Annotated in this window: 22 protein-coding genes and 1 riboswitch; of the genes, 7 read left to right on the top strand and 15 right to left on the bottom strand. The window is 74.1% G+C overall.

Going from position 1 to position 23,762, the window contains the following annotated elements:
• Window positions 1-81: 81 nt before the first annotated feature.
• Window positions 82-372: a DUF3017 domain-containing protein gene (locus ABD080_RS08885; RefSeq protein ID WP_137770103.1), complete on the bottom strand. Its 291-nt coding sequence runs from the start codon at window positions 370-372 to the stop codon at window positions 82-84.
• Between the two features lie 85 nt (window positions 373-457).
• On the opposite strand from ABD080_RS08885, the gene ABD080_RS08880 reads away from it, so the two are divergent.
• A complete protein-coding gene (locus tag ABD080_RS08880) occupies window positions 458-1,996 on the top strand; it encodes an aspartate ammonia-lyase (protein WP_137770102.1) in 1,539 nt (512 codons plus the stop codon).
• Between the two features lie 117 nt (window positions 1,997-2,113).
• On the opposite strand, the gene ppk2 is transcribed toward ABD080_RS08880, so the two are convergent.
• From ppk2 to purN, 3 genes are all read right to left on the bottom strand, one after another.
• The gene (gene ppk2, locus ABD080_RS08875; RefSeq protein ID WP_137770101.1) at window positions 2,114-3,019 is read right to left on the bottom strand and encodes a polyphosphate kinase 2; all 906 of its coding nucleotides are present in this window, start codon (window positions 3,017-3,019) and stop codon (window positions 2,114-2,116) included.
• 147 nt (window positions 3,020-3,166) lie between these two features.
• Entirely contained in the window at window positions 3,167-4,801 is a 1,635-nt protein-coding gene (gene purH, locus ABD080_RS08870; protein WP_343904433.1) for a bifunctional phosphoribosylaminoimidazolecarboxamide formyltransferase/IMP cyclohydrolase, read from the bottom strand.
• A gap of 37 nt (window positions 4,802-4,838) precedes the next feature.
• A riboswitch (ZMP/ZTP riboswitch) is annotated at window positions 4,839-4,915 on the bottom strand.
• 1 nt (window position 4,916) lies between these two features.
• The gene (purN, locus tag ABD080_RS08865) at window positions 4,917-5,540 is read right to left on the bottom strand and encodes a phosphoribosylglycinamide formyltransferase (protein ID WP_137770099.1); all 624 of its coding nucleotides are present in this window, start codon (window positions 5,538-5,540) and stop codon (window positions 4,917-4,919) included.
• Window positions 5,541-5,576: 36 nt separating this feature from the next.
• Here purN and ABD080_RS08860 point away from each other — a divergent pair, with 36 nt between their 5' ends.
• Window positions 5,577-5,984, top strand: coding sequence for a hypothetical protein (locus tag ABD080_RS08860; RefSeq protein WP_137770098.1), 408 nt, complete (start codon window positions 5,577-5,579; stop codon window positions 5,982-5,984).
• Window positions 5,985-5,991: 7 nt separating this feature from the next.
• Here the strand turns inward: ABD080_RS08860 and ABD080_RS08855 are convergent, their stop codons facing one another.
• A complete protein-coding gene (locus ABD080_RS08855) occupies window positions 5,992-7,449 on the bottom strand; it encodes a cell division protein PerM (RefSeq protein WP_343904432.1) in 1,458 nt (485 codons plus the stop codon).
• An 83-nt stretch (window positions 7,450-7,532) separates the two neighbouring features.
• On the opposite strand from ABD080_RS08855, the gene ABD080_RS08850 reads away from it, so the two are divergent.
• Window positions 7,533-8,819, top strand: coding sequence for an isochorismate synthase (locus ABD080_RS08850; RefSeq protein WP_343904431.1), 1,287 nt, complete (start codon window positions 7,533-7,535; stop codon window positions 8,817-8,819).
• A gap of 39 nt (window positions 8,820-8,858) precedes the next feature.
• Here the strand turns inward: ABD080_RS08850 and ABD080_RS08845 are convergent, their stop codons facing one another.
• The 4 genes from ABD080_RS08845 to ABD080_RS08830 are packed head-to-tail and all read right to left on the bottom strand — an operon-like array spanning window position 8,859 to window position 14,660.
• Window positions 8,859-10,349, bottom strand: a complete 1,491-nt coding sequence (locus ABD080_RS08845) for a S1C family serine protease (RefSeq protein WP_240811258.1) — start codon at window positions 10,347-10,349, stop codon at window positions 8,859-8,861.
• Window positions 10,350-10,354: 5 nt separating this feature from the next.
• Complete coding sequence (gene menD / locus ABD080_RS08840; RefSeq protein ID WP_343904430.1) at window positions 10,355-12,076, bottom strand: 2-succinyl-5-enolpyruvyl-6-hydroxy-3-cyclohexene-1-carboxylic-acid synthase; 1,722 nt, start codon at window positions 12,074-12,076, stop codon at window positions 10,355-10,357.
• A gap of 53 nt (window positions 12,077-12,129) precedes the next feature.
• On the bottom strand, window positions 12,130-13,107 hold the full coding sequence (locus ABD080_RS08835; protein ID WP_343904429.1) for an o-succinylbenzoate synthase: 978 nt from the start codon (window positions 13,105-13,107) through the stop codon (window positions 12,130-12,132).
• Window positions 13,108-13,130: 23 nt separating this feature from the next.
• On the bottom strand, window positions 13,131-14,660 hold the full coding sequence (locus ABD080_RS08830) for an amino acid permease (protein WP_343904428.1): 1,530 nt from the start codon (window positions 14,658-14,660) through the stop codon (window positions 13,131-13,133).
• Between the two features lie 131 nt (window positions 14,661-14,791).
• Here ABD080_RS08830 and ABD080_RS08825 point away from each other — a divergent pair, with 131 nt between their 5' ends.
• From ABD080_RS08825 to ABD080_RS08815, 3 genes are read left to right on the top strand one after another with little or no spacing between them, the layout of a single operon-like run.
• On the top strand, window positions 14,792-15,784 hold the full coding sequence (locus ABD080_RS08825; RefSeq protein WP_343904427.1) for a 1,4-dihydroxy-2-naphthoyl-CoA synthase: 993 nt from the start codon (window positions 14,792-14,794) through the stop codon (window positions 15,782-15,784).
• A complete protein-coding gene (locus ABD080_RS08820) occupies window positions 15,781-17,118 on the top strand; it encodes an AMP-binding enzyme (RefSeq protein WP_343904426.1) in 1,338 nt (445 codons plus the stop codon). Before ABD080_RS08825 ends, ABD080_RS08820 begins: the two co-directional genes overlap by 4 nt.
• A gap of 56 nt (window positions 17,119-17,174) precedes the next feature.
• Complete coding sequence (locus ABD080_RS08815) at window positions 17,175-18,071, top strand: 1,4-dihydroxy-2-naphthoate polyprenyltransferase (protein ID WP_137770093.1); 897 nt, start codon at window positions 17,175-17,177, stop codon at window positions 18,069-18,071.
• 45 nt (window positions 18,072-18,116) lie between these two features.
• Here ABD080_RS08815 and ABD080_RS08810 read toward each other — a convergent pair whose 3' ends face one another.
• A complete protein-coding gene (locus tag ABD080_RS08810; RefSeq protein ID WP_137770092.1) occupies window positions 18,117-18,392 on the bottom strand; it encodes a DUF4229 domain-containing protein in 276 nt (91 codons plus the stop codon).
• A 160-nt stretch (window positions 18,393-18,552) separates the two neighbouring features.
• On the opposite strand from ABD080_RS08810, the gene ABD080_RS08805 reads away from it, so the two are divergent.
• Window positions 18,553-18,900: a PLD nuclease N-terminal domain-containing protein gene (locus ABD080_RS08805; protein ID WP_137770091.1), complete on the top strand. Its 348-nt coding sequence runs from the start codon at window positions 18,553-18,555 to the stop codon at window positions 18,898-18,900.
• 78 nt (window positions 18,901-18,978) lie between these two features.
• On the opposite strand, the gene ccsB is transcribed toward ABD080_RS08805, so the two are convergent.
• From ccsB to ABD080_RS08780, 5 genes are read right to left on the bottom strand one after another with little or no spacing between them, the layout of a single operon-like run.
• Complete coding sequence (ccsB, locus tag ABD080_RS08800) at window positions 18,979-20,025, bottom strand: c-type cytochrome biogenesis protein CcsB (RefSeq protein ID WP_137770090.1); 1,047 nt, start codon at window positions 20,023-20,025, stop codon at window positions 18,979-18,981.
• Window positions 20,022-21,701, bottom strand: coding sequence for a cytochrome c biogenesis protein ResB (gene resB, locus ABD080_RS08795; protein ID WP_343904425.1), 1,680 nt, complete (start codon window positions 21,699-21,701; stop codon window positions 20,022-20,024). The genes ccsB and resB overlap by 4 nt, the downstream gene beginning before the upstream one ends.
• Window positions 21,701-22,510, bottom strand: a complete 810-nt coding sequence (locus tag ABD080_RS08790; protein WP_137770088.1) for a cytochrome c biogenesis CcdA family protein — start codon at window positions 22,508-22,510, stop codon at window positions 21,701-21,703. The genes resB and ABD080_RS08790 overlap by 1 nt, the downstream gene beginning before the upstream one ends.
• Window positions 22,507-23,088 (bottom strand): TlpA family protein disulfide reductase, encoded by a 582-nt coding sequence (locus ABD080_RS08785; RefSeq protein WP_137770087.1) that lies wholly within the window; start codon window positions 23,086-23,088, stop codon window positions 22,507-22,509. Before ABD080_RS08785 ends, ABD080_RS08790 begins: the two co-directional genes overlap by 4 nt.
• Entirely contained in the window at window positions 23,085-23,732 is a 648-nt protein-coding gene (locus tag ABD080_RS08780) for a histidine phosphatase family protein (protein WP_264449702.1), read from the bottom strand. The genes ABD080_RS08785 and ABD080_RS08780 overlap by 4 nt, the downstream gene beginning before the upstream one ends.
• Window positions 23,733-23,762: the final 30 nt, after the last annotated feature.

Genomic DNA, 23,762 nt, shown 5'->3' with positions numbered 1-23,762 from the left:
GCCGCGATCGTGCCATACCCGCGGGCCTGCTCGGAACCGTGCCGGCGGGGCCTCCGGGGAGGCGCTCGGCACACTCCCGGATCAGAGGTTCGGGGAGCCCGTCAGCGCGCCGATCGCGATGCCCAGCGCGACGAGGCAGACGACGTCGACGAGCCGGGAGCGCACCGCGAGCGCGCCGACCGCGCGGGTGGGCAGCAGCAGCCGCAGGGCGGCGAGGACGAGCAGCTCGGCGCTCAGCAGCATCCCCGCGAGCGGGGCGTGCCCGGCGATGCCGAGCAGGGCGATGACCGCGAGCGCCAGGAGGGCCCCCGTGAGCACCGCCTGGCGGCGCACGGCGGCCCCGGCGGTGAAGGGTGATCTGGGCTCCGGCACGGGCACATGCTACGGGGCCGGGATGGATAGGCTGTCAGCGGCCGACGACGACGCCGGCCGTCCGAGAACCCGGAGGACAAGACCCATGACCCATCCCGGTGCGACGACAGGATCCGCCACCCGCCGCGAGCACGACCTGCTCGGCGATCGCGAGGTCCCCGCCCACGCCTATTACGGGATCCAGACCCTGCGGGCGCAGGAGAACTTCCACATCACGGGAGTCCCCCTGTCCCACTTCCCCCGCCTCATCGAGGCGCTCGCCCAGGTCAAGCGGGCCACCGCCCGGGCCAACCATGCTCTCGGGGCGCTCGACGACGAGCGTGCCGCCGCGATCGAGCAGGCCTGCGAGGAGATCGCGGGCGGTGCGCTGCACGAGCACTTCGTCGTGGACATGATCCAGGGCGGTGCGGGCACGAGCACCAACATGAACGCGAACGAGGTCATCGCGAACCGCGCGCTCGAGATCCTGGGGCACGAGAAGGGCGACTACGAGCACCTCCACCCCAACAACCACGTGAACCTCGCGCAGTCCACGAACGACGTCTACCCCACCGCCGTGCGGCTCGCGATGATGCTCTCCTTCCCCGCGCTCGCGGAGGCCATGGACACGCTCATCGGCGCGCTGCGGGACAAGGGCGACGAGTACGCGGACGTGCTGAAGATGGGTCGCACGCAGATGCAGGACGCGGTCCCGATGACGGTGGGCCAGGAGTTCCGCGCCTGGGCGACGACGATCAGCGAGGACGTGGAGCGGCTGACCCGCACGGCGCGGCTGTTCCAGGAGATCAACCTCGGCGCGACCGCGATCGGCACCGGCATCACGACCGACCCCCGCTACGCGCAGCTCGCGGCCCGCGAGCTCTCCGAGCTCACCGGGGTCGAGTTCACGGTCGCCGCGGACCTCGTCGAGGCGACGAGCGACACCGGTGCCTTCGTCACCTTCTCCGGGGTGCTCAAGCGCATCGCCGTGAAGATCTCGAAGATCTGCAACGACCTTCGCCTGCTCTCCTCCGGCCCGCGCGCGGGCTTCGCCGAGATCACCCTGCCGGCGGTGCAGCCGGGCTCCTCGATCATGCCGGGGAAGGTGAACCCGGTGATCCCCGAGGTCGTCAACCAGGTGGCCTTCGAGGTGATCGGCAACGACCTCACGGTGACCTTCGCGGCGGAGGGCGGCCAGCTGCAGCTGAACGCCTTCGAGCCGGTGATCTGCTTCAACATCCTGGAGTCCACGCGGGTCATGACCCGGGCGATGGACACGCTCGCGGAGCGCTGCATCCGCGGGATCACCGTGAACCGCGAGGTCGTGGACGACTACATCCACCGCTCGATCGGGGTGGTGACGGCGCTCGTCCCGGTGATCGGCTACGCCGCCGCGACGGACATCGCGAGCACCGCGCTCACCACGGGACGGCCGGTGCGCGAGCTCGTCCTCGAGCGGGGCCTCATCGACGAGCACCGGCTGGAGCTGCTGCTCTCCCCCGCCTCGATGACCCGCCCGGTGCGCGCGACGGCCACGGGCACGATCCCCGCGCTGACGGAGGAGGCACCCGACTCCGGGGAGATCGGCCGTCCGCTCGAGCAGGACCCGCAGGAGCTCCCGATCCCGGACGGCGGCACAGTCTGAGCCGCCCCGCCGACCCGCCGTCGGCCCGTCCCGCCCGGGGCGCGGAAGGGCCCGGCCCCGAGGGGACCGGGCCCTTCCGCACGTCACGAGGGACGGCGGGACGGCGAGCTCAGCGGCTCACTCGTCGGCCTCCTCCATCTTGCCGCGCATGACGAGCTTCGGATCGGGCTGGCCGACCACGTCGTGGTCCTTGTCCTCGTACTCGAACTGCGAGAGGAAGTAGCGCATCGCGTTGATGCGGGCGCGCTTCTTGTCGTTGCTGCGGATGATCGTCCACGGCGCGTACTTCTTGTCCGTGCGGCGGAACATCTCCTCCTTGGCCTGCGTGTAGGCCTCCCAGCGGTCGAGGGACTCGAGGTCCATCGGGGAGAGCTTCCAACGGCGCACCGGGTCGAGCTGGCGGATCGCGAAGCGGGTCCGCTGCTCCTTCTGCGAGACGGAGAACCAGAACTTCGTGAGGTGGATGCCGGAGTCCACGAGCATGCGCTCGAAGGACGGTGTCTGGTTCATGAAGGTCTCGTACTGCTCGGGGCTCGCGAAGCCCATGACCCGCTCGACGCCGGCGCGGTTGTACCAGGAGCGGTCGAAGAGCACCATCTCGCCCTCGGTGGGCAGGTGCTGGACGTAGCGCTGGAAGTACCACTGGCCGCGCTCGCGGTCGCTCGGCTTGTTCAGCGCGACGACGCGCGCGGTGCGCGGGTTCAGGTGCTCCGTGAAGCGCTTGATGGTGCCGCCCTTGCCGGCCGCGTCCCGCCCCTCGAAGATGATGACGGCCTTCTGGTCGTTGTCCTCGAGCCAGTACTGGAACTTCAGCAGCTCGACCTGGAGCTTGTACTTCTCCAGCTCGTAGTCCTCGCGGTCCATGCGGGTCTCGTAGGGGTACCCCTCCTGCCAGGTGTAGACGGGGTTGCCCTGCGGATCGATGAGGTCGGGGTCGGGGGTGTGACCGTCCTGGACCGTGTAGCCCTCCTCGCGCAGGTGCTCGATGTACTCGCGCAGGGACTGGTTGTCAGGGATTCTCACGGTCACTCCTTCGACACATGCTCATGTTGGGCACCACTGTAGGGGGCGTGCATGACGTCCAGGTGAACGGACGGCCTGCTCGGAGCGGGGACCGACCGGTCCGTCGCACGGCGTGCGCGAGGGACCGGTCGCGAGCCCCGACGGGGCTCAGTGGGCGAAGTGCCGGGTGCCCGTGAGGTACATCGTGACGCCCGCCGCGCGGCAGGCCTCGACGACCTCCTCGTCGCGGATGGAGCCGCCGGGCTGGACGATCGCCCGCACCCCGGCGTCGATGAGGATCTGGGCGCCGTCGGCGAAGGGGAAGAAGGCGTCCGACGCGGCGACCGCGCCGCGGGCCCGCTCCTCGCCGTCCTCGCCGAGCGTGTTCGCGCGGGTCACGGCGAGCCGGCAGGAGTCCAGGCGGTTGACCTGGCCCATGCCGATGCCGACGGCCGCGGAGTCCTTCGCGAGCAGGATCGCGTTGGACTTCGCGGCGCGCACCGAGCGCCAGGCGAAGGCGAGGTCCGCGAGGGTCGCGGCATCCGCCGCCTCGCCCGAGGCGAGGGTCCACTGCGCGGGGTCGTCGCCGTCCGCGTCGACCGCGTCGGCGTCCTGGATGAGGGTGCCGCCCCAGATCGGGCGCACCTCGACGCCGCCTCGGGTGCGGTCCTCGACCTGGAGGATGCGGAGGTTCTTCTTGCCCTGGAGCAGCGCGAGGGCGTCCTCCTCGTAGCCGGGGGCGAGGATGACCTCGGTGAAGATCGGCTTGACCTGCTGCGCCATCGCGAGGGTGACGGTGCGGTTGGCGGCGATGACGCCGCCGTAGGCGGAGAGCGGGTCCGTCGCGTGGGCGCGGGCGTGGGCGAGGGCGAGGTCCTCGCCCTCGGTGACGACGGCGATGCCGCAGGGGTTGTTGTGCTTCATGACGACGACGCACGGCTGGTCGTGGTCGAAGGCGGCGCGCGCGGCGGCGTCCGCGTCGACGTAGTTGTTGTAGCTCATGGGCTTGCCGCCCAGGAGCGTCGCTCCCGCGAGGCCCGGGGCCTCGGGATCGGTCACGGCGAGCCGCGCCCGCTGGTGGGGGTTCTCGCCGTAGCGGAGGGTCGCGGTGATGCCGAAGGCGGCGGCCTCGTCCTCGGGGAGGTCGAGCAGCGAGACGTCCTGGCCCTCCTCGGCGCCGTCGGTCTCCTCGCCGGCGTCCTCGGCGAGGCGCGCGGTCATCCACTCGGAGATCGCGGTGTCGTAGTCCGCGGTGACGGTGAAGGCGATCGCGGAGAGCTCCTGGCGCTCGGCGAGGGTGAAGCCGCCGGCGCGGGCGGCGCGCGCGGCGTCGGCGTAGCCGTCCTGCTCGACGACGACGGCGACGCTCGCGAAGTTCTTCGCCGCGCCGCGCACCATCGAGGGGCCGCCCACGTCGATCTTCTCGATGATCTCGTCGAAGCTGCCGCCGGCGGCGACGGTCTCGGAGAACGGGTAGAGGTTCACGACGACGAGGTCGAAGGGCTCGATGCCGTGCTCGGCGAGCTGGGCGCGGTGGGTCTCCTCGCGGAGGTCCGCGAGGATGCCGCCGTGCACGCGCGGGTGGAGGGTCTTCACGCGGCCGTCGAGCATCTCGGGGAAGCCGGTGACGGTCTCCACCTCGGTGACGGCGATGCCCGCGTCGCGGACGGTCGCGGCGGTCGAGCCGGTGGAGACGATCTCGGCGCCGGTCTCGGCGAGCGCGGTGGCGAGCTCGACGATGCCGGTCTTGTCGAAGACGGAGAGGAGGGCGCGGCGGATCGGGCGGCGATCGGTGGCGATCACGAGGGGGCTCCTGTTCGAGGGCGGGTGCGGTCCTTGCGACGAGCACCCAGGCGGTCGATGCTCGCGGTTCACTCCCCGGTGGTCCTCCCACCTGCGCCAGTCGTGTGGGGCCAGCCTACCGGGCGGCGAGGGTGCGCACCACGTCGACCAGGAGCGGCTGCTCCGCGGCCTTGATGCGCTCGTGGAGCGTGTCCTCGGTGTCGTCCTCGAGGACGGGGACGGCGACCTGGGCGAGGATCCGCCCGGTGTCCACCCCGGCGTCGACCTCGATGATGGTCGCGCCGGTGATCTTCACCCCGTGGGCGAGGGCGTCGCGCACGCCGTGGGCGCCGGGGAAGGAGGGCAGCAGGGCGGGGTGGGTGTTGACGATACGGCCGCCGTAGGCGTCCAGCAGCGGGCAGCCGACGAGCCGCATGAAGCCGGCGAGCACCACGAGCTCGGGGTCGTGGGCGGCGACGGCGGCGGCGAGCGCCTCGTCCCACGCGGCGCGGTCGGGGAAGTCGCGCAGGGCGACGACGGCGGTGGGGATCCCCGCGTCCCGGGCGATGTCGAGGCCGGCGGCGGGCTTGTCCGCGAGGACGCCGACGATCTCGTAGGGCGAGTCCGCGGCGCGGGAGGCCTCGAGGAGGGCGGCGAAGGTGGAGCCGGCGCCGGAGAGCAGGACGACGACGCGCGTGGGCGCCGTCCCGGCGGTCCCGGTGGTCGCAGGGGTCGCGGGGAGGGGGGTCGCGGGGGTCACCGGGCCAGGGTAGCGACGAGCGGGCACAATGGGGCGATGAGTCCCGCGAGCGACCCCTCCCCCGACGACAGCCGCCGGCACACGCGGCGGCTCGCGCTGCTCACGGTGCTCATGCTCCTGGCCTGGATCCTGCTGATCGCGCCGCTGCCGTGGTCGCTGCTCGCGGGGGTCGTCGCCGCGGCCGCGCTCGTGGTGCTCGTCCCGGTCACGGTCTCCGCGTTCCGCCGGGGCCGGCGCGGCTCGGCGGTGCTCGCCGCCGTGGTGGGGATGCCGGCGACGCTCATGATCATCACGAGCTCGCTCGTCTCGGTGCTGTTCTACGGCCCGATGTCGGAGCTCGAGGAGTGCCGGGACACGGCGCTCACGCAGCGTGCGGAGGCACAGTGCCGCCAGGACGTCGAGGACTCCGTCGCGACCTGGCTCGGGGACCTGACAGGGAGCTGACGGGGACCTAGCGCTCCGAGGGCGAGCCCGCCGCGAGGCTCGTCCCGCTCTCCTCCGCCGACGCGGCATCGGACGCGGTGGAGGCATCGGGAGCGGTGGCGGCATCGGACGCGGTCGAGGCGCCGGATCCGGTGCTGTCCGCGTCAGCGGCGTCGTCGTCCATGACCTCGGAGCGAGCGGCGCCGACTCCGCGCTCCTCCTCCTCCGCGCGCTCGACCCGCTCGCGGAGGGAGCCCACGAGACCGCGCACCCACGGCACCGCCGGGGTCGCGAGCAGGCCGATCACGGCGGCGGTGCTCAGCACGACGATCCCCAGCAGCGGCAGCAGCATCGTGGACATCACCGGGCCGAGGTGCACCAGGCGGCCCTCGCCGATGCGCCCCGTGGAGAGGCCCGCGACGAGCAGGACCGCGACGACGACGAGCACCGGGTAGGCGACCCAGGCCGTCACGCGGTCCCGCAGCGCGAGCCCCGTGGTGTCCCGGACGAGCCGGTACGCGCCGAGGACCACCGCCGCGATCGGCAGCACGAGCAGCGCCCAGACCCAGACGGGGGCGGCGCCGGGCTGCGGGATCGCCGCGAGCATCGGCAGCGCGGGGAGCACACCGCTCTCGACGCCGTGCAGGGACAGGGCCGTGCCGCTGCCCACAGAGACGGTCCCGCCCAGCAGCACCGCCATCGCCCACACGATGAGCAGCGGCAGCAGGGCGAGCTGCAGCAGGGTCAGCACCGCGCCGCCCACGACGCCCGGGGCGAGCTGGTCGAAGAGCGCGGACTGGCCCGGGATCGAGATCACCAGCAGCACCACGACGAGCGCGGTCGCGGCGGCGACGAGCCCGCCCAGCGCGAGCAGCACGGCGCGGGCGACGGCGTCGAAGGGCGAGGGCAGCAGGGCGAGGACCCGCACCGCGGGGATCGTCGCGGTCGCCTCCCGGCGCACGGACCACAGCAGGCCCAGCAGCCCGCCCACCACGGCGATCAGCGCGGCGGAGACGAGCGCGGAGGCGATCACGGGGCTCGCCTCGCCGCTGCGGCCGAGCGCGCCGACGACCGCCATGCCGACGGCGTAGACCGCCGTGTACGCGCCGAGCGCCCCGCCGGCGTCCCGCAGCGCCCGGGTGCGCAGCACGCCGTCGTCGCGGACGAGGTCCAGGCCGCGGCCCACGCGCCGCATGCCGAGAGCGGAGACGGCGACGAGCAGCAGGCTGAGGCCCAGCGGCGTGAGGGTCGTGGCGCCTTCGATGACGCCTGTGCCGAGCGTGACCCCGCCGCCGTGGCCGAGGACGAGCAGGTTCAGGGCGATGAGGACGGCGTCCAGGGCGGTGGCGCTCGAGCCGCTCCCGGCGATCTGCGCGGCGAGCGCGGGGACCACGGTGATCGCGAGGACCGTGCCGAGGCTCACTGCGGCGGCGACGACCCCCCGGACCAGGGGTGTCGCGATGCTTCCGCCGCCGCTGCTGCTCACGCTCTGCTCCATCCGCCGGGTGTGCTGGTCGAGGTCCATGGTCGCACCCGGGACGGGCCGTCCGGTGTCGCATAATGACACGGATGCCATCCACGGACCTGAACCCCGACCCCGCTGCGGAGCAGCCGCGGCTCGTGGTGCGCACCTGGCGGATCGACGAGGACGTCGACCTCGCGGCGCACCTGCCGGCGGCCCCCTCGGGGGCGTGGCTGCGGCACGGTCAGGGGCTCGTCGCCCTGGGCCGGGCCTGGGAGTTCACCTCCGCCGGGCCGGACCGCTTCACGGCGGCCTCCGCCGCCTTCCGGGCGCTCGCCGCCCGCGCCGACGTCGTCGACGAGGTCCTCACCCGCGGCAGCGGCCTCGTGGCCCTCGGCTCCTTCTCCTACGCCGCCGCCTCCGAGCGCCCCTCGACGCTGCTGGTGCCGGAGGCCGTGCTCGGCGTGCACGACGGCGAGGCGTTCCTCACGCTCGTCTCCCGGGACGAGGAGCCGTCGGCCCCCGCGCACTTCACGTCGCTGTTCCCCGCCGCCCCCGCGGAGCCGCCGCTCCCCCCGGGGCGGCTCACGATCGAGGCGGACCACTCCCCCGACGAGTACCAGGCGCTCGTGCGCGAGGCCGTGCGGGCGATCCGGGCGGGGCAGGCGGAGAAGGTCGTGCTCTCCGAGACGACGACGGTGCGCACCGCGGAGCCCGCCGTGCCCGGCGCGCTGCTCGCCCGGCTCACCGCCGCCTACCCGAGCACGTGGACGTATCACGTGGCCGACATGATCGGGGCGAGCCCGGAGATGCTCGCCCAGGTCCAGGACGGCCGCCTCTTCTCCCGTGTGCTCGCGGGCACGCGCTCCGTGGCCGACGACGGGGAGCTCGCGGCGGACGACCGCCGCGCCTTCCTCGCCGATGCGAAGGAGCGCTCCGAGCACACCTTCGCGATCGACTCGGTGCTCGCGCGGCTCGCGGGCATCGCGGAGGTCGAGCACCGCTCCCCCGAGCCGTTCGTGCTGCGCCTGCCGGGGCTCGAGCACCTCGCCTCCGACGTCACCGCGCAGCTCTCCGAGGGCGTCACGAGCCTCGACGTGGCCGCGCGACTGCATCCCTCCGCGGCCGTCTCGGGGACCCCGCGCGAGGCGGCGGACGAGATCATCGCCCGGCTCGAGGCGCGGGACCGCGGCGGCTACGCGGCGCCCGTGGGCTGGATGGACGCGCGCGGCGACGGCCAGTGGGCGATCGCCCTGCGCGGCGGTCACCTGCTCGGGGACGGCGGCGTGCGGCTCCAGGCGGGCGGCGGGCTCGTCGCCGCCTCCGACCCGGTCTCCGAGCACGCCGAGGTGCTCGCGAAGTGCCGGCCGATGCTGCGGGCCCTGCGCGGCTGAGCCCCGCCGGCGCTCAGCCCCGGCCCCGGAGCGGCACCGTCAGGAGGCGGCCGTGAGGGTCACGGTGAGCTGCTGCTCGCTCCCGTCGCGCACCACCGTGAGCGTGTGCTCCGAGTCCACCGCGAGGCCGCGCACGACGCCCGTGAGCGCGGCGGCCCCGTCGACCGGGGTGTCGTCGACCGCGACGACCACGTCGCCCTTGCGCAGCCCGGCCTTCGAGGCCGGGGTGCCGTCCTCCGCGGAGACGACCTCGGCGCCGGTGCGGGTGGTGCCGCTCGCCTCCGCGCTGCCGTCCGTCGTGGTGACGCCGAGGTAGGCGTGCTGGGCGGTGCCGCCGTCGATGAGCTGGTCCGCGATGAGCTTCGCGGTGCTCGCGGGGATCGCGAAGCCCAGGCCGATGCTGCCGGAGGTCTCCTGGCCGCTCGCGACGCCCGCGATCGAGGAGTTGATGCCGATCACGGCGCCGGTCGCGTCCACGAGCGGGCCGCCGGAGTTGCCGGGGTTGATCGAGGCGTCGGTCTGGATCGCGGAGGTGTAGGTCGAGTCGGACCCGTCGGGCTGCTGGCCCGTCGTCGTCACGGGGCGGGCGGTCGCGGAGACGATGCCGGTGGTGACCGTGTTCTGCAGCCCGAGCGGCGTGCCGATCGCCATGACGTCCTGGCCCACCGCGACGGAGCTCGAGTCGCCGAAGGTCGCGGGCTGGAGGTCGCTCGGCGGGTCGTCGAGGCGCAGCACGGCGAGGTCCGTGGAGGCGTCGGTGCCGACGATGCTCGCGGCGTAGACGGAGCCGTCGGAGAGGGTCACCTGCACCTGCTGGCCGCCGTCGACGACGTGGTTGTTCGTGAGGATGTTCCCCTTGGTGTCCAGCACGACGCCGGTGCCGGTGGAGGTGCCGCCCTGGGCGGCGACCTGGATCTCCACGGTGCTCGGGGTGACGGCCGCGGCGACCGCGGACCAGTCCGGGTCCGAGGTCGAGGAGGCGGTGCTCACGGGGCCCTGGGTCGAGGACGAGGACGTCGCCGCGGTGGAGGCGCCGTCGGAGCCGAGCAGCTGGTCGTAGGCGACGACGCCGCCGAGGGTCACGCCGCTCGAGAGCAGCATCCCCGCGCCGACGAGCACGACGACACCTCCCCAGCCGGGACCGCGGCGGGTGCGGGCGGGAGCGGGGGCGACCGCCGCCGACGTGTCGACCGGCACCGGTCCCGCGTACCCGGGATCGCCCGGTGCGCCGTACGAGCCGCCGGGGGCCGGGGCGCCGTAGGTCGGCGCCTCGCGGCTCGCCGCCCACCAGGGGTCGGCGGAGGCCTGCGCGGCGTCGGCCTGGGCAGGCTGCTGGGCGGTGGGCGCGGTGCCGAGCTGCTCCGTGGGCGGCTCACCCCACTGCGGGGCGAGCGTGTCGGTGGGCTGCTCAGCGCCCGGCCGGGAGTCCGGCGCCGCGTACCAGCCCTGCGGCGGGGACACAGTGGGGTCCTGGGGGGCCTGGGGCTGCTGGGGCTGCTGCGGCTGCGGGGGCGTGCTCTGCTCGTTCACGGGAGTCAGTGAAGCGGAGCTTCCCCGGAGTCCGGCTGGAAGCGGCTGTGCATCTCCTGTGCGATGAGGACCCGCAGGCCGCAGGACGGTGCGGCGAGGGCGGCGGGCAGCTCCTCGGGCGCGAGGGTGCGGGACTCGGCGCCGAGCGCGGCCGCCGCCGCGGCGAGATCGGTGCCGTGCGGGGTGGTGAAGAAGCGCCGCAGCAGGGCTGGCGGCGCGGAGGCATGCTCGAGCCCGCCGAAGATCCTGCCGCCGTCGTCGTCCACCACCACGACGTCGAGGTCGGGGCGGCGCTCCTCGGGCCCGATGACGAGCCCGGTGAGGTCGTGCAGGGCGGTGAGGTCGCCGACGAGCAGTCGCACGCGGCCCGTGCTCCCCTGCCCCGAGGCGGAACGGGCGAGAGCGACGCCGCCCGCGAAGGAGGTGGTGCCGTCGATGCCGGCGAGGCCGCGGTTGGCGAGGACGGTGCCCGCGACGGGTCCCGCGTGCTGCTCGAGGTCCCGCACGAGGCTCGAGGAGCCGAGCACGAGGACGTCCTGCTCACCGGTCGCGCTCCATACGGCGAGCGCGGCGCGTGCCTGCCACGGCAGCGGGGCCGCGGCGCTCTCCGGCTCAGGATCGGGCTCCTGCCAGGCGGCGAGGTGCTCGCGGCGCCGCGCGGCCTCGGCGGCGTCCGGGAGAGGCGCGGTGATCGCCGGGACCACGAGACGGGCCCGCCGGGCGGCGTCGGCGAAGTCCGGATGGGGATCGACGACGACCACGTCGACGTCGGCCGCACCGAGGAGCGCGCCGATCACGGGGCGGGAGAGCGTCGGGTGCCCCAGCACGATCGCCTGCCGCGGGCGCAGCGGGTGCGCGGGATCGGCCATGACCCGCGCGAGGAGCGCCGGGTAGCCGGGGACGAGGGAGCTCCCGCAGCGGGCGCCGGAGCTGGGCTCGGCGAGCAGCGGCAGCAGCTGCGCCTCCGCGAGCTCCCGGGCGGCGGGACCGGCGCCGTCCCCGGCGACGACGCAAGCGCTCGGGTCGATCGGCACGGCGACCGGGGCGGGAGGCCCCGCGGGCACGCGATGCGTGAGGACGATCCCCGGCGCCTCGGCGGCCGGGGAAGGGCGCTGTGCGGGGGCGGCGGGTGCGAGGGGGTCGCGGAACCCGAGGTTCAGGTGCACGGGGCCGGGATGCTCGCCCGTCGCGGCGGCGACCGCGCGGGCGGCCGTCGAGACGAGCGTGCGCAGCTCGGTCGCGGTCGCGCCGTCGGCGGTCGGCGCGGGGAGGTCCGCGCGCAGTCGCGTGAAGTCGCGGTACAGGTCCGCCTGCCGGGTGGTCTGGTTCGCGCCGGTGCCGCGCAGCTCCGCGGGGCGGTCCGCGGTGAGCACGATCAGCGGCACCCGCGAGTGGTGGGCCTCCATGACGGCGGCGAGCAGGTGCGCGGTCGCGGTGCCCGAGGTGGTGAGCACGGCCGCGGGGTGCGCGGGGTCCTCCCGGGAGAGGCCCAGGGCGGTGAAGGCCGCGGCGCGCTCGTCGATCCGCACGTGCGCCTCGAGCAGCTCCGGGAGGTCGCCCTCGTGGAGGGCGTGGACGAGCGGGGCGGAGCGGGAGCCCGGCGCGGCGACCACGTGCCGCACGCCGAGCGCGGCGAGCGTGCGCCACAGGGTGACCGAGGCGTCCACCGCCCCCGATCCGGTGGGTGCCGGGACGGGGATCGTGGTGGGGCCGGGGAGAGCGGGCATGGGCCCAGCGTAGTCAGCGCCCCGGGGGCCGGTGCCCGCCGGCGGTGCGGGCCTCAGAGCAGCGCCGCGCACGCCGCGAGACGCTGCTCCCAGGCGGCCTCGAGGGCGGGGGCGGCGGCGTGCCGGTCCAGGAGGTCCTCCTCCGGCTCCGCCCGGACCACGGGCAGCACCCCGCCGCGGGCGTGCAGTGGGCGCGCGGTGAGGTCCGCGGTGAGCAGGCTCGCGGTGCCGAGGCCGCAGTCGTGCGCGAGCTCGGGCAGGGAGGCGGCGAGCGCGAGCCCAGCGGAGAGCCCCACGCTCGACTCGATCGCGGAGGAGACGACGACCGGCAGCCCCGCCTCGGCGGCGAGGTCGAGGCAGCGGCGCACCCCGCCGAGCGGCTGCACCTTCATGACGAGGACGTCCGCCGCCTCGGCGCGGGCGACCCGCAGGGGGTCCTCGGCGCGGCGCACGGACTCGTCGGCCGCGATCGGCACGTCGAGGCGACGGCGCAGGGCGGCGAGGTCCTCGATGCTCGCGCAGGGCTGCTCCGCGTACTCGAGCCCGCCGGCGGCGCGGTCCAGGCGGGGCAGCGCGTCGAGCGCCTCCTCGAGGGTCCAGGCGGCGTTCGCGTCCACGCGGATGCGGCCCTCCGGGCCCAGCGCGTCACGGACGGCGGCGACCCGGTCGAGGTCCTCCTCGGGGCCCGCGCCGGGATCGGCGACCTTCACCTTCGCGGTGCGTGCGCCGCCCACGCCCGCGAGCCGGGCGGCGAGCGCCGGCTGCACGACGGGGATCGTCGCGTTGACGCCGATCTCCTGGCGGATCGCGGAGGGGCGGGGCCGGGTCGCGTCCTCGATCGCGGCGCGCAGCCAGGCGGAGGACTCCTCCGCCTCGTAGTCCCAGAACGGGGAGAACTCCGCCCAGCCCTCCGGCCCGTGCAGGAGCACGCCGTCGCGCACCTCGATGCGGCGGAAACGGGTGGTCATGGCGATCGCCCAGGCGTGCGCCCGGTCGATGCCGAGGTCTCGGAGGGAGGCGGGGATCTGCATCCCTCGAGGGTAGTGCGACTCTCTCAGCGGTCCGCGCCCGGGCCGGCGGACGGGGCCTGCGGCGCGGCGTTCCAGGCGTCGGCCTCCCCCTGCTCCCGCGCGACCTGCTCGCGGAACGCGGCGCGCGCGGCGACGTGCTCGGGGCGGCGGCGCAGCAGCACGTAGCCCACCGCGATCACGACGAACCACACCGGCGTGGCGAGCATGCCCGCGAGCGTGTCCGGGTCACCGGTGAACGCCCACAGCAGGAACAGGAAGAAGGCGAGGACGACGCCCACCATGGCGCGCCCGCCGGGCATGGCGAAGCTGCTCGCGGCGTGCTCCTGCGGCCGCCGGCGGCGGTAGGCGAGGTAGCTCAGCAGGATCATCGTCCACACGAACATGAAGCACAGCGAGGAGACGGTCGTGACGACGGAGAACGCCGCGGACTCGCCGAGGCCGAAGGCCAGCAGGACGACCGAGGCGAGCAGCATCACGCCCGTGAGGTAGAGGGCGTTCTGGGGGACGCGGCGACGCGAGACCTTCGCGAACAGGGCCGGGGCGTCCTTCTGGGTGGCGAGGCCGAACACCATCCGTGAGGTCGAGTAGATGCCCGAGTTCGCCGAGGACATGGCGGAGGTCAGCACCACGAGGTTGACGATCGCGGCGGCCGCGGGCAGCCCCGCCGCGTCGAAGACCTGGATGAACGGGGAGTTGTCCGCGTCGTAGACGGTCCACGGCATGACGGACATGAGGATCACGAGCGAGCCGATGTAGAACAGCAGGATGCGCACGGGGATCGACCGGATCGCCCGGGGCAGGTTGTGCTCGGGGTCCTTGGTCTCCGCGGCGGTGGTGCCGACGAGCTCGATGCCGACGAAGGCGAAGGTCGCGATCTGGAAGGCGGCGACGAAGCCGGTGAAGCCGTTGCCGAAGAACCCGCCCTGGTCCCACAGGTGGGCGAAGCTCGCGGCGCCGTGGCCCGAGTCGAAGCTCGTCAGGACGAGCACGAGGCCCACGACGATGAGGGCGAGGATCGCGACGATCTTCACCATCGCGAACCAGAACTCGGTCTCGCCGAAGGCGCGCACCGTCGGCAGGTTCAGCCCGATCAGCGCGACGATCACGACGAGCGCGATGACGGGCGTGGCCCAGGCCGGCAGCACGGGCACGAGGTGGCGCACGTACACGGAGGCGATGACGATGACGTCCGCCACGGCGGTGACGACCCAGCAGAACCAGTACGTCCATCCGGTGAAGTAGGCGGCCCAGGGGCCCAGCAGGTCACCGGTGAAGTCGGCGAAGTTGCGGTACTCGCGGCGGGAGAGCAGCAGCTCCCCCATGGCGCGCATGACGAAGTACAGCATGAAGCCGATGATCAGGTAGACGAGCAGCACGGACGGGCCGGCCACGGAGATCGTCTTGCCGGAGCCCATGAAGAGCCCGGTGCCGATGGCGCCGCCGATCGCGATGAGCTGGATGTGGCGGTTGCCGAGGGCGCGGTCCAGGTGCGGGGAGGACGGGTCGCCGTCGCCGCCCTGCCGGGTGGTGCGGGAGGTGGTGTCTGAGGTCACCGCGCGAGGCTACTCCTCGGTCATCGACCGTTCGCACGAGCGCCACGCCGTGGTCGCCCCACGGACGGACGGCCCGGGCGCCGCCCGCCGACCGCCTCCCCGGCCCTCCGCCCCGGCGATACCCTGAGCAGATGACCGTCGACCCCGCTCCCCTGCCCCGTCAGGTGTCCGACACCTTCGACCCCACGCGCTGGCGGGAGGTGGGACTCGAGGAGCTCGGCGGCCCTGCGCTCACCGACGTCACCTACCACCGCGCCGTCGAGCGGATCGAGAGCCCCGACGGGGAGCGCACCGTGCGGGACCTCCCCACCGTGCGGATCGCCTTCGACCGGCCCGAGGTGCGCAACGCCTTCCGGCCGCAGAGCGTCGACGAGCTGTACCGGACGCTCGACCACGCCCGCCTGGACCCCTCCATCGGCGTGATCCTGCTGACCGGGAACGGTCCCTCCCCCAAGGACGGCGGCCACGCCTTCTGCTCGGGCGGCGACCAGCGGATCCGCGGCCGCTCCGGCTACGAGTACGACGACGCCGAGGAGCTCGACGCGACCGCCTCCGTGCGCACCCGCTCCGCCGGACGGCTGCACATCCTCGAGGTGCAGCGCCTCATGCGCACCATGGGCAAGGTCGTCATCGCGGTCGTCAACGGCTGGGCCGCGGGCGGCGGGCACTCCCTGCACGTTGTCGCCGACCTCTCGATCGCCTCGCGCGAGCACGCGCGCTTCAAGCAGACCGATGCGGACGTCGGCTCCTTCGACGGCGGCTACGGCTCCGCCTATCTCGCGAAGCAGGTGGGGCAGAAGCGGGCCCGGGAGATCTTCTTCCTCGCCGAGGAGTACTCCGCGCAGGACGCGTACGAGTGGGGCGCCGTGAACCGGGTCGTGGACCACGCCGAGCTCGAGGACGCCGCGCTCGCGATGGCCGCGACGATCGCCACGAAGTCCCCCCAGGCGATCCGGATGCTGAAGTTCGCCTTCAACCTCGCCGACGACGGCCTCATGGGCCAGCAGGTGTTCGCCGGGGAGGCCACCCGACTCGCGTACATGACCGACGAGGCCGCGGAGGGCCGCGACGCGTTCCTCGAGAAGCGCGCCCCGGAGTGGTCCTCCTTCCCGCACCCGCAGTGACCGCGACGATCTCCCCGGCGGCGCCCTGGACCCGGCCCGCCCCCTATGACGCCTCAGCGGCCTCGCTCGCGGAGCATGTCGCGGCGATCGGCGAGGTCATGGCCGGCCGCTCCCGGCTGTGGCTCGGCGCCGGGGACCCGCCGTCGTCCCTGCCCGCCGGCTTCGAGGACACGGTGCTCGTGGTCCCGACCTCCGGCTCGACGGGCACCGCGAAGTCGGTCGCGCATCCGCTGCGCACGCTGCTCGCCTCGCAGGACGCGACCGCCGCGGCGCTCGGCGGTCACGGCTTCTGGCTGCCGCTGCTGCCGCCCACGCACATCGCGGGCGTGCAGGTCATCGCGCGCGCCCATCGCACCGCCCAGGTGCTCGGGCTCGACGCCGCCGCCCTCCCGGAGGACCTGCCGGACCTGCGCGGCCACTTCGACGCGGCCGCGCTCGTGCGTGCGGCCGCTCCGGCGCTCGAGCAGGCGGAGGCCGCGGGCCTGCCGGCCTTCACCTCGCTCGTGCCCACGCAGCTGGCCCGCATCGTCACGGGCGCGACGGGGGACGACGCACGGGCGCGCGCCCTGCTGCGCCGCTTCGCCGGGGTGCTCGTGGGCGGCGCGGCGACCCCGGGTGACGTGCTCGCCCGCGCCCGCGGCGCCCGGATCGCCGTGCGCACCACCTACGGCTCCTCGGAGACGGCGGGCGGATGCGTGTACGACGCCGCGCCGCTCGCGGGCGTGCACCTCCTCCTCGCCGATGCGCACGACGGCGAGGGGCGCCTGCTCGTCGACTCCCCCACGCTCGCGACCGGCTACCTCGGCGCGGACGGCGCCGGCGTGCAGGACGGCTTCGCCGAGGTCGACGGTCGGCGCGTGCTCGTCACGAGCGACCTCGCCCGGATCGCGGCGGACGGCTCGCTCACGGTCCTGGGACGCGCGGACGACGTCATCGTCACCGGCGGCCGGAAGGTGCTCCCGCAGGACGTGGAGCGCGCCGCCGAGGCCTCGCTCGTGCTGCGCGGGCTCCTGACCGGCTGCGCCGTCGTCGGCGTGCCGGACCCGGAGTGGGGGCAGCGCGTCGAGGCGCTCGTGACCCTCGGCGCGGGCGCCGCCCCGGAGGAGGCGACGGCGCTCGTGCGTTCCGCGCTGCGGATCGCGGAGCTGCCCTCGTGGTCGATCCCCAAGCGCGTGCACGTGGTCGCCGAGCTCCCGCTGCGGGGCATCGGGAAGATCGACCGGGCGGCCGCCGCCGCGCTCGCCCGGAGCCGGGCAGAGGAGGCCACCACCGCTGTCGACGTCGGCGATGACACGGCCGCGCGCGGGACCTCCGCGGGCGATCGGCGCGCCTGAGCGGCGTATCCTCGACGGGGCCGCGCAGCGCGGGACCGGACGGCGACAGGAGCATCATGGCCAGCCTCTCCCAGTGGGTGCAGGGGGCGCGCCCCCGGACCCTCCCGGCGGCCGTCGCCCCGGTCGCCGCCGGCACCGGGGTCGCCGTGCGCGAGATCCTCGCGAGCGGGGAGAGCCTCGGCTGGGGCCTGCTGCTCCCGCGGGTGCTGCTCGCCCTCGGCGTCGCGCTCGCGCTGCAGGTGGGCGTGAACTACGCCAACGACTACTCCGACGGGATCCGCGGCACGGACGATGATCGTGTCGGGCCGTTCCGCCTCACGGGCTCCCGCTCCGCGGAGCCCGCGACCGTCAAGCGCGCCGCGATCGGCGCCCTCGCCCTCGGCGCCCTGCTGGGCGTCGTGCTCATCGCGATCGCCGGGGTCTGGTGGATGCTCGTGGTCGGTGCGGCCGCCGTCGCCGCCGCGTGGATGTACACGGGCGGGAAGCACCCCTACGGCTACCTGGGCCTCGGCGAGCTGTTCGTGTTCGTGTTCTTCGGCCTCGTCGCCGTGAACGGCACCGCCTACGCGATCACCGGCGGATTCTCCCTCTCCGCGCTGCTGGTCTCCTGCGCGATCGGGCTGCTCGCGGTCTCGATCATGCTCACCAACAATCTGCGCGACATCCCCACGGACCGCGAGGCGGGGAAGACGACCCTCGCGGTGCGCCTGGGCGAGCGCGGCACCCGGCTGCTGTTCGCGGTCACCGTCATCGCGCCGTTCGTGCTCGTGGTGCCGCTCATGGTCCAGCACTGGCCGGCCGCGCTCGTGCTGCTCGCGCTGCCGCTCGCGATCGGCCCCGCGCGGGTGGTGCTCCGGGGCGCCCAGGGCCGGGCCCTGATTCCCGTGCTCGGCGCCGCCGGGCGCCTCGAGCTCGTCTTCGCGCTGCTGCTGCTCGCAGGTCTCTGCCTCTGAGCCCGCGCCGGCCCTGAGCCGGCCCGCGGCGTCGGGTGCGGACGCTCAGTCGCGGTCGCGCTCGTCGAGGAGCGCGTCCTCCTCCGCGGCGTCCTCGTCCACGACCGGGCCCCGCTTCTCGCGCCGGCGCTCGTCGACCTGCTGCAGGCCCTCCGCGGCCTTCTGCCGCCGGCCTCCCAGCAGGAGGAAGGAGATCATCATCGCGATGAGCACCGCGAGCAGCCCCGCGAGGATGACGCCCACGCCCACCAGGGTCAGCAGGTACCAGATCACCAGCCACAGGGCGATCCGGATCAGGGCGTAGCCGAGCACGTTGCGCATGGGGTCAGCGTAGGACGCCCACCTCCGAGGAGCCTCGGGAGCGGCCCGCTCCGGGGCGGAGGTCACTCCCCGGCCCGCGGTGCCGGTGCGGCCAGGACCTCCACTGCGGCCGGGACCTCCGCGCGGACCAGTGGGCGGCGTCGCCGCCTAGACTCGATCCATGCTCCGCGCCCTCGCCGCCGTCCTCTCGATCGGTCTGACGATCTTCGCCCTCGCCGACTGCGTGCAGACGGAGGACGCGAAGGTGCGCGGGATCCCGAAGTGGGCCTGGATCGTGCTCGTCGTGCTGATCCCGTGGATCGGGCCGATCACCTGGCTGCTCGTGGGCCGGGACCGGACCCCGGGCACCGGCACCGCCCGCCGCGGCGGTCCGCGCCGGGAGGGGCCCCTCGCCCCGGACGACGACCCGGAGTTCCTGCGCGACCTCGACGAGCAGATCCGCCGCGAGCGCCGCGACCGGGAGCGCCGGGAGCAGACCCCCGGGGACGACGACGCCCCCGAGGCCTGATCAGCCGGGGCCGATGCAGACCGCGGGGGCGGTCACGCCGAGGTCGGGTGGACCGTCGGCCTCGCGTGCGGCGACGGCTCAGCCGAGGCCCGAGTACGAGTGCAGGCCGTTGATCACCGTGTTGACGATCGTGTAGTTGAAGACCACGGCCGTGAAGCCGGCCAGCGCCAGCCAGGCCGCGCGCGTCCCGCGGAAGCCGCCGGTGGCGCGGGCGTGCAGGTAGGCGGCGTAGATGACCCAGATGATGAAGGTCCACACCTCCTTGGGGTCCCAGCCCCAGTAGCGGCCCCACGCCTCGCGTGCCCAGATCGCACCGAAGATCAGCGTGAAGGTCCAGCACACGAACGCGACGGAGTGGATGCGGAAGCTCAGCGCCTCGAGGGAGACCGAGCGGGGCAGGCGGTCCAGGACGTGGCCCACGCGGCCCCAGTGCTCCGGGTCCTCCTCGCCCGCGGCGACCTTCGCGGCGAGCACCTTCTCGTGCCGGGCGGAGGCGAGCTGCAGCCCGGCGACGACGGCGCCGAGGATCGACAGGGCCGTGGCGAGGATGGCGACGCCGATGTGGATGTAGATCCAGTGCGAGTTCTGCAGGCTCGGGGTGAGCTTCGCGGCGGGGACGATCCAGAAGGTCTGCGCGGCGAGCATGAGCAGCAGGATCGGGCCGAGCACGAAGGTGCCGAGGGCCCGCAGCTCCGTGCGGCGCACGGAGAAGACGAGGAAGGCGACCATGACGACCGCGGAGCTCGTGGTCGCGAACTCGTACATGTTCGCCCACGGGACGCGCTCGGTGGCGATCGCGCGCATGGCGACGCCGGCCACGTGCAGCAGGGCGCCGACGGCGGAGACGCCGAAGGCGAAGGTCTGGGCGCTCATGCCGCCGCGAGCCGCGGCGGGGGCGGCGACCTCCGCCGACGGCGGCTCGGCGACGGCGACTCCCCCGGCTCCTCCGCCGACGCCCGCGGGGACCGCGGCGCGCGCCCGGTCCTTGGCCGCGAGGCGCTCGTCGCTGCGGCGCTGGGAGGTCCCGGCGAGATCCGCCGCGAAACCGATGAGCGCGAGCACGTAGAGCACGATCGCGACGACGAGGGCGAGGTGGGAGACCTCCGCCAGCTGCTGGTCGATCACTGCGCTTCCCCTTCCGGGCTGTTCGTGGAGCCGGGACCGGCTCCCCTATCCTGCTCCGTCCCGAGCGTGCGGGCCAGGGCCCGGACGTCATCTGCGAGGGACGGGTCGTCACTGCGGGCGAGTCCCGCGACCTCGAGCACGGCGCCGCCGCCCTCACGCGGGGTGACGCGCACCCAGACGCGGCGACGCGGCACGAAGAGCGAGAGGATCAGCCCGGCGACCGCGGTGAGCGCGAAGATCAGCACCCACCGCTCGAAGGGGTCGTGGGCGACGTCGAAGGCCGCGTAGCGCTTCACGCCGTCGAAGCTCAGCGTCGAGCCGTCGGGCAGCGTCGTGGAGTCCCCCTGGTAGAGGCGCAGGAGCAGCGGGTCGTCGGAGCCCTCCGCGGTGAGCGGCGTGAGGGTCGAGAGGTCCACCTCGTAGGCGTTCTGCGGGACGCCCGAGTCCAGGCCGAGGTCCCCCTGGTAGACGGTCGCGACGACCTGCGGGTCGACGAGGTCCGGGTACGAGGAGTGCGGGCCGGTGTCGTCGATCGTGCCGGTGGGCAGGAAGTAGCCGACGACGGCGGTCTGCTCCGGGGAGGCGTCGGGCGCCTTGAGCACGAGCTGGCTGGTGTAGCCGGTGTCGCCGAGCGGCACGGTGATCAGCGGGCCGGAGGCGACGACGTTGCCCTCGGGGTCGGTGAGCGTGATCTCGGGGGCGTAGCCGTTGCCGAGCAGGTACATCGAGGAGCCGTCCACGTGCAGCGGCTTGTTGACCTGGAGCGTCTGTGAGAACTGGTCGCCGTCGGCGTCGACGGAGACGTCCGCCTCGAAGGAGAGCGGCTTGCCGAAGTTCTCCTCGGTCTGGGTCGTGTCGTACGTGGCCCGGAAGTCGTCGAGCGTGAAGCGGAAGTCCGGCAGCGAGGAGGAGTCGAACCAGGCGCCCGAGTCGAAGGAGTCGTACTGCGTGAGGGAGTTGGAGAAGCCGTCCCCCTCGATCACGGTGATCTGACCGCGGTAGGCGGTGAGCTGGCCGCCGGCCACGCAGATCAGGACGCCCACGAGCGCGATGTGGAACAGGAGGTTGCCGGTCTCGCGCAGCAGCCCGCGCTCCGCGCTCACCGAGGAGGAGCGCTTCTCCTCGCGCAGGTCGGTGCGGTAGCGGGAGCGGCGCAGGCGCTTGCGGGCGGCGCCGAGCAGCTCCTCGGGATCCGCGGCGGGCAGCTCGATGCGGGTGTGGCCCACGAAGCGGTCCAGCCGGGACGGGGTGCGCGGGGGCCGGGAGCGCAGCTGGCGCAGGTGCACGAGCACGCGAGGGATGATGCAGCCGATCAGCGAGATGAACAGCAGCAGGTAGATGGCGGAGAACCACGGCGAGGAGAAGACGTCGAAGAACCCGAGGGTGTCGAGGATCTCCCCCCACTTCCCGTTCTCGTCGAGGAACTGCTCGGTGAGGGTGGGGTTCACGCTGCGCTGCGGGTAGAGCGAGCCTGGCACGGCGGCGACGGCGAGCAGCATGAGCAGCACGAGGGCGGTCTGCATGCTCGTGAGCTGGCGCCAGAGGAACAGCAGGGTGCCGCGCAGCCCCAGCGAGGGGACGCCCACGGGCTCCTGCTTGCTGCTCCAGGAGTCGGAGCGGTCCGGGCCGGCGCTCTCGCCCTCCGGCGTCGTGTCCGTCGTTCGCTTGCGGGTCATCACACCACCGGTTCGAAGGTCGCGATCGCGCCCTGCAGGGCGGCCGTCCACTGGGCCCACTGCCCGGTCAGCAGCAGCACGCCGATGGCGATGAGCAGCGCTCCGGAGAGGAGGCCGATGCTGCGGCGGTGCCGGGAGAGCGCGCGGCTGAGGCCGAGCGCCTTCTCGAACAGCAGGGCGAAGAGGACGAAGGGGATGCCCAGCCCGAGGGCGTAGGCGAGGGACAGGAGGGCACCGCGGGTCGCGGCGCCGCCGCCCGAGCCGTCGAGCGTGAGGCCGAGGATCGCGGCGTAGGTGGGGCCGATGCACGGGGTCCAGGACAGGCCGAAGACGATGCCCATGAGCGGGGCGCCCAGCAGGCCGGCGTCGGGGCGGCGGCCGGTGAGGGACTTCGTGCCGCTGAGGCCGGGGAACACGCCCATGAACACGAGGCCCATGAGGATGACGACGACGCCGGCGATGCGGTTGATGAGCACGGCGTGGGCCTGCAGCAGGTAGCCGAGGGTGCCGGCGAAGCCGCCGAGGACCATGAAGACGATCGTGAAACCGGCGACGAAGAGGCCGCTGCCGGCGAGCATGCGCCCGGTGCTGGGGCGGGCGGGCGGGCGCACGACGCCCGGCCCGGTGCCGGTGGTGGAGCCCTGCCCGGCGAGGCCGGAGACGTAGCCGAGGTAGCCGGGGACCACGGGCAGCACGCACGGGGACAGGAAGGCGACGAGCCCGGCCGCGGCGGCGACCGCGAGGGCGAGCAGGAGGGAGCCCGAGAGGGCGGTGGCCTGGAAGGCCTGGCCGATGTCCGCCGCGCTCATTCGTCGAGCACCCGGTCGAGCATGGCCCGCAGCACGGAGGGGTCCGCGGCGCCGGAGATGCGCGCGGCGACCCGGCCCTCGGTGTCGAGAACGAGGGTGGAGGGGACCGCGTTGGGGGCGACCTGGCCGCGCAGGGAGTACATGATCTGGGCGTCGAGATCGGGCATCGAGGGGTAGGTGATGCCGTACTTCTTCTCGAAGGCCGCGGCGGGGCCCTCCTCGTCGCGCACGTTGACACCGATGAGCTGGACGTCCTGGTCGGCGTAGTCCTGGTGGATCTTCTCCAGCTCCGGGGCCTCCTTGCGGCAGGGCGGGCAGGAGGCGTACCAGACGTTGATGACGAGCACGTGCCCGCGGGCGTCCTCCGAGGAGAAGGCGTCCCCCTCGTAGGTGGTGCCGGTGACGGTGAGCGGCTCGGCGCGGTCGGCGGCCGGGATCTCGGTGGTCACGCCGTCCCCGGAGACGTAGCCGGAGTCGTAGCGGGAGGAGGTGTCGGTGTCGCCGCAGGCGGCCAGGAGCGCCGCGCCGAGCAGCCCCCCGGAGCCGGCGAGGAACCGGCGCCTGGTGGATCGGGTCATGTGAGCCGGCCTCCGGTGGCGTCGACGGCGCCCGCGTACAGCTCCTGCGCGGGCTCGGTGTAGTCCACGCCGGCGAGGTGCGGCCCCGCGAAGCGGAAGCTGGTCACCGAGCACAGGCCGCATTCGCGGCGGCGCGGGTCGTGGACGAGCGGGCGGCCCTCGGCGCTCAGGCGCGTGAGCCAGATGGGCAGCTGGTGCAGGACGAGCACGGCCTCGTGACCCTCCGCCTCGGCGCGTGCGGCGTGCATGGCGGCGGTGACGCGGGAGACCTGCTCGCGGTACGGCTCGCCCCAGCTGGGACGGAGGGGGTTGGCGAACCAGCGCCAGTTGCGGGGGTCGGTGAGCTTGGCGTCGCCGTGGCCCATCCGCTGCCCCTCGAAGTGGTTCGCGGACTCGATGAGGCGCTGGTCCTGCGAGACGTCCAGGCCGTGGGCGGCGGCGATCGGCGCGGCCGTCTGCTGCGCGCGCAGCAGCGGGGAGGCCCGCACGAGGGTCACGTCGTTGCCGGCCAGGTGCTCCGCGACGCACTGCGCCATCCGCTCCCCGCGCTCGCTGAGGCGGTACCCGGGCAGGCGCCCGTAGAGGATGCGCTCGGGATTATGCACCTCGCCGTGGCGGACGAGGTGGACGGTGGTCGTGGTCATGGCGGCAGGATCCTCCTACGGTCCGTTCGC

This window comes from Brachybacterium rhamnosum (assembly GCF_039526185.1).
Taxonomy (GTDB): domain Bacteria; phylum Actinomycetota; class Actinomycetes; order Actinomycetales; family Dermabacteraceae; genus Brachybacterium; species Brachybacterium rhamnosum.
This window is presented reverse-complemented; position numbering and strand designations above follow the sequence as displayed.